Source organism: Limnofasciculus baicalensis BBK-W-15, assembly GCF_024178385.1.
Lineage (GTDB): Bacteria > Cyanobacteriota > Cyanobacteriia > Cyanobacteriales > Coleofasciculaceae > Limnofasciculus > Limnofasciculus baicalensis.
The window spans coordinates 1-4,083 of sequence record NZ_JAMZMM010000463.1 but is presented as its reverse complement, the minus strand read 5'-3'; the positions used below and the strand labels follow the sequence as shown (position 1 = coordinate 4,083).

Below are 4,083 nucleotides of genomic sequence, written 5' to 3'. Positions count from 1 at the left end.
CTATTCCCCATTCCCTATTCCCTATTCCCCATGATGAAACCCTATCACCAAATCCTTATCGTAGAATGTGGAGAACCACTTGTGCCAATTCCCCTGGAACAGTTTGGGGTAGAATTACCTCACCCCTACCAAAAATTGGGCGCACCATATCGAGAAGCATCACCTTATTATCTCCGTCAGACAGTTTTGACAGGACTGATTACCGCCCAAAATTATCTGCAGCAGCGATATCCCGGTTGGCGTATCCAAATTTTTGATGCCTATAGACCTGTAGATGTTCAACAATTTATGGTAAACTATACCTTCGCTCAAGTTGTCCAAGGGCAAAACTTAAATCCCAGCACTCTATCCGATGCACAGCGGGAAGCTATTTGGCAGGAAGTTTATCAAATCTGGGCTATTCCCAGCCTGAATCCCATGACACCACCACCTCACAGTACAGGCGCTGCGATCGATGTTACTTTGATTGATACTACAGATTACCCAATTGATATGGGTTCTGCTATTGATGAACTATCACCTCGCTCTCATCCCGATTACTATGCCAATTGGTCAGACCAACCTTATCATACCAATAGATTTCTACTACATTCTGTAATGCTCAAGGCAGGATTTCGACGCAATCCTGGAGAGTGGTGGCATTTCTCCATGGGAGATCAGATGTGGGCTTGGTTATGGAATCAAGAAAATCCCGATCAAAAGGTGACAGCCCGTTATGGAATCTGTAATGGCGATATCTGTACTATATAGCAGTTGGTAGTAAGCGCTTCAGCGCTGAAGCGCCTACTACCAACCTGAGTTACTCCTGATAATCCTCAGAATCCCGGTTTCTTTGAAAAACCGGGATTATTAAAGAAACCTCGCCCAGAGAGTACATCAATTGTGCCAAAATAGAATGCGCCGCTCTACAAAGACTTATGATTGCACCCAAGCGAGTATTTGTTCTATTATTCAATGCCCGAACCGAAAATGAAGGGATTCACTCCCTCAAAGTAGGGGACAATCGGGATGTAGTTTTGATGTTTGAATCAGAAGACGACGCTATCCGTTTCGGGTTGATGTTAGAAGCGCAGGATTTCCCTGAACCCACAATAGAGGGGTTCGATAGTGAAGAAATCGAAGAATTCTGCCAAAGTGCAGGTTTTGAATGTCAGCTTGTTGAAGAAGGGATGTTAGCCGTACCACCGGAAACTAATGTAGATGAAACCGATTGGCAATTAGAGGCAAAGAAACCCCAAGAATTAGATTTGTCAGATTTAGATCGGATTCGCCGTCAGTTAGAAAATTTATTGTAAGTTATTGGTTGTTGGTTGTTGGTTGTTGGTTATTTGTCACAATAAGAGTATTGGTGTATGAGATATACTAAAAAAATAGTCAGCTATCTATCAATAATAGCGAAAAGAATTTCATTGTCAAGAATAAACAAACAACAAACAACAAACAACAAACAACAAACAACCAATGAATAATGTAGAAGAACGGGGTCATTTACTAACAGAACAGGTTAATCCCAATAGTCAAAATCTAGATCAGTTAAGTGCCCTAGAGTTAGTAGATTTATTTAATAAAGAGGATGAAAAAACATTAATTGCGATCGCATCCTCCCGCATTCAACTGGCAGAAGCTATTGACAAGACAGCTAAATCCCTGGCTCAAGGGGGACGCTTATTTTACGTCGGAGCGGGGACTAGCGGACGATTGGGGGTATTAGATGCCGCCGAATGTCCTCCAACATTCTGTACGCCACCGGAACTGGTACAGGGGATTATTGCGGGGGGTGCGGGGGCATTGGTGCGGAGTTCGGAAGATTTGGAAGATCAGGCAGAAGATGGGGCAGAGGCGATTGCTCATCGCCAGATTACGGAATTAGATGTCATTGTTGGTATCGCAGCGGGTGGCACAACTCCATTTGTCCATGGTGCTATCGCCGCCGCACGAGGGCGAGGAGCCACTACTATTTTCATGACTTGTGTTCCCGTCGAGCAAGTGAAAATTGAGGTGGATGTGGATATTAGGTTACTGGTAGGTCCAGAAATTATAGCAGGTTCCACGCGACTAAAAGCTGGAACAGTAACCAAAATGGCATTAAATATCCTTTCGACTGGGGTAATGGTACAACTGGGCAAAGTCTATGGCAATCGGATGGTGGATGTGGCAGTGACGAATAGGAAACTTCACGATCGCGCCTTACGGATGTTACAAGATCTTACCAGTCTGAGCCGAGAGGAGGCAGGTTTTTTACTAGAACGTAGCGGCAGACAGGTGAAACTAGCGCTGTTAATGTATTGGACAGGATTGGATAAAGTAGAAGGTGCTAGTCTCCTTAGCCAAAACCATGGCAATCTGCGAGTGGCTGTGGAAAAGGTGCTAGGGGTTAGGGGTTAGCGGCTAAAACTGTTCTTCCAAATCTACCTATTTCTCTGTTTATCTACCTGTTTGCTAGGAAATCGGTGAGGACTTTTGCTTTTGTGTACAATATCATATTTTTGCGGTAGTTTTTCAGATAGAGGAGGATAAATTCTCCTGGTGGCTCTCATCCACCGACGATCGGTGCGGTGGCTCTCAGCTTCTATGATGTCTAAGTAGAGATTCTTGGCTAAACCATGTTTAACGGATCGGAGACGACAGCAACGGTTATTATTATTCTAGTGGCGATCGCTATTCTGGGTTGGAGCTTGAATCGCTCTCGGTCTTACGGCAAATTGGGTATGCTCGCCTGGTTACAGTCGGTTGTATTTACAGTGCCATGGCTGTTATTTTTGGGTTTATTTGCTGCTGGCATTTATCTCAATATCGTCAGCATTTTATTTGTGTTTGTGGGATCTGCTGGATTGTACATTTTCCTGGGCAAACGTTTGCGTGATGCAGGTGAAGAAGCATTCTTACAAGAGCGTGCTAAAAAGGCGCTTGAAAATCAACTACAAGGCAGTGATGCTCAAAATTCTGATGGACAAGGTATCACCAGGAGTGAGTCTTCAAGTGGTATAAGTCCAGAGGAGACTAAAGTTGTCCCGATTCCGGCTGAAGAGTTAAAAATTATTCAGGGAATTTTTGGCATTGATACCTTTTTTATTACCGAAACTATTCCCTATCAGGAAGGGGTAATTTTAAAAGGTAATTTACGGGGACATAATCCCGAGATTGTCCATGCTCAATTATCTGCTAGCTTACAGGAAAGACTTGGCGACCGATATCGGCTATTTTTAGTAGAAGGTCCGGAAGAGAAACCTGTAGCGATTATTCTCCCTAGTAATAACGACCCTCAACCTTTAACTAGAGGGGAAAAAGGACTCGCGATTGTCCTATTATTTACGACAATTGTTACTAGTTTGGCAGCGGCGGGGTTATTGCTGAACTTTGACTTTTTCACCAATCCGGAACGGTTTGGTGAAACCCTACCTATTAGTATTGGTCTTTGGTTGGTTTTGATAGCTCATGAATTGGGTCATTTGTTGATGGCAAAACGTCACCAAGTACGATTGAGTTTTCCATTTTTTATCCCCAGTTTGCAAATTGGTGGTTTTGGTGCAATTACCCGATTTGCATCACTATTGCCTGGTCGAAAAGCTTTATTTGATATCTCCTTTGCTGGACCTGCGGCGGGTGCGATTGTTTCTGTCCTAATGTTAATTGGAGGATTAATTTTATCTCATCAAGGTAGTGGTTTTCAAGTCCCTGTTCAGTTTTTTCAGGGTTCGATTTTAGTAGGTACAATTGCCCGAATTATACTGGGAAGTGCATTACAAGAACCTTTAATTGACGTTCACCCTCTGACGATAGTGGGTTGGCTCGGATTAGTGGTGACTGCGTTGAATTTGATGCCTGCTGGACAATTGGATGGTGGGCGAATTGTTCAAGCTATCTATGGACGGACAATTGCTCAACGCGCTACAATTGCTACTTTAGTGATTTTGGGGATTGTGGCATTAATAAATCCCGCTAATCCCATTATTTTATATTGGGCGATCGTGATTTTGTTCTTGCAACGTTCCCTGGAACGTCCTAGTCTTAATGAAATTACTGAACCGGATGATAGCAGGGCAATTTTGGGTTTATTATCACTATTTTGGATGGTAGCAACTC

General features: G+C 43.4%; 4 protein-coding genes. All 4 read left to right on the top strand.

What is annotated here, in order from left to right:
• The first annotated feature begins 33 nt into the window (after positions 1–33).
• The gene (locus NJ959_RS26565) at positions 34–750 is read left to right on the top strand and encodes a M15 family metallopeptidase (RefSeq protein ID WP_254014767.1); all 717 of its coding nucleotides are present in this window, start codon (positions 34–36) and stop codon (positions 748–750) included.
• Positions 751–917: 167 nt separating this feature from the next.
• The gene (locus NJ959_RS26560; protein WP_254014766.1) at positions 918–1,295 is read left to right on the top strand and encodes a DUF3110 domain-containing protein; all 378 of its coding nucleotides are present in this window, start codon (positions 918–920) and stop codon (positions 1,293–1,295) included.
• 166 nt (positions 1,296–1,461) lie between these two features.
• Positions 1,462–2,385 (top strand): N-acetylmuramic acid 6-phosphate etherase, encoded by a 924-nt coding sequence (gene murQ, locus NJ959_RS26555; protein ID WP_254014765.1) that lies wholly within the window; start codon positions 1,462–1,464, stop codon positions 2,383–2,385.
• Between the two features lie 218 nt (positions 2,386–2,603).
• A partial coding sequence (locus NJ959_RS26550) for a site-2 protease family protein (RefSeq protein WP_254014764.1) occupies positions 2,604–4,083 on the top strand: 1,480 nt, incomplete at its 3' end.

Coding starts and splice junctions, on each gene's coding strand:
- NJ959_RS26565 (WP_254014767.1), top strand. CDS start 34: ATGAAACCCTATCACCAAATCCTTATCGTAGAATGTGGAGAACCACTT.
- NJ959_RS26560 (WP_254014766.1), top strand. CDS start 918: ATGATTGCACCCAAGCGAGTATTTGTTCTATTATTCAATGCCCGAACC.
- murQ (WP_254014765.1), top strand. CDS start 1,462: ATGAATAATGTAGAAGAACGGGGTCATTTACTAACAGAACAGGTTAAT.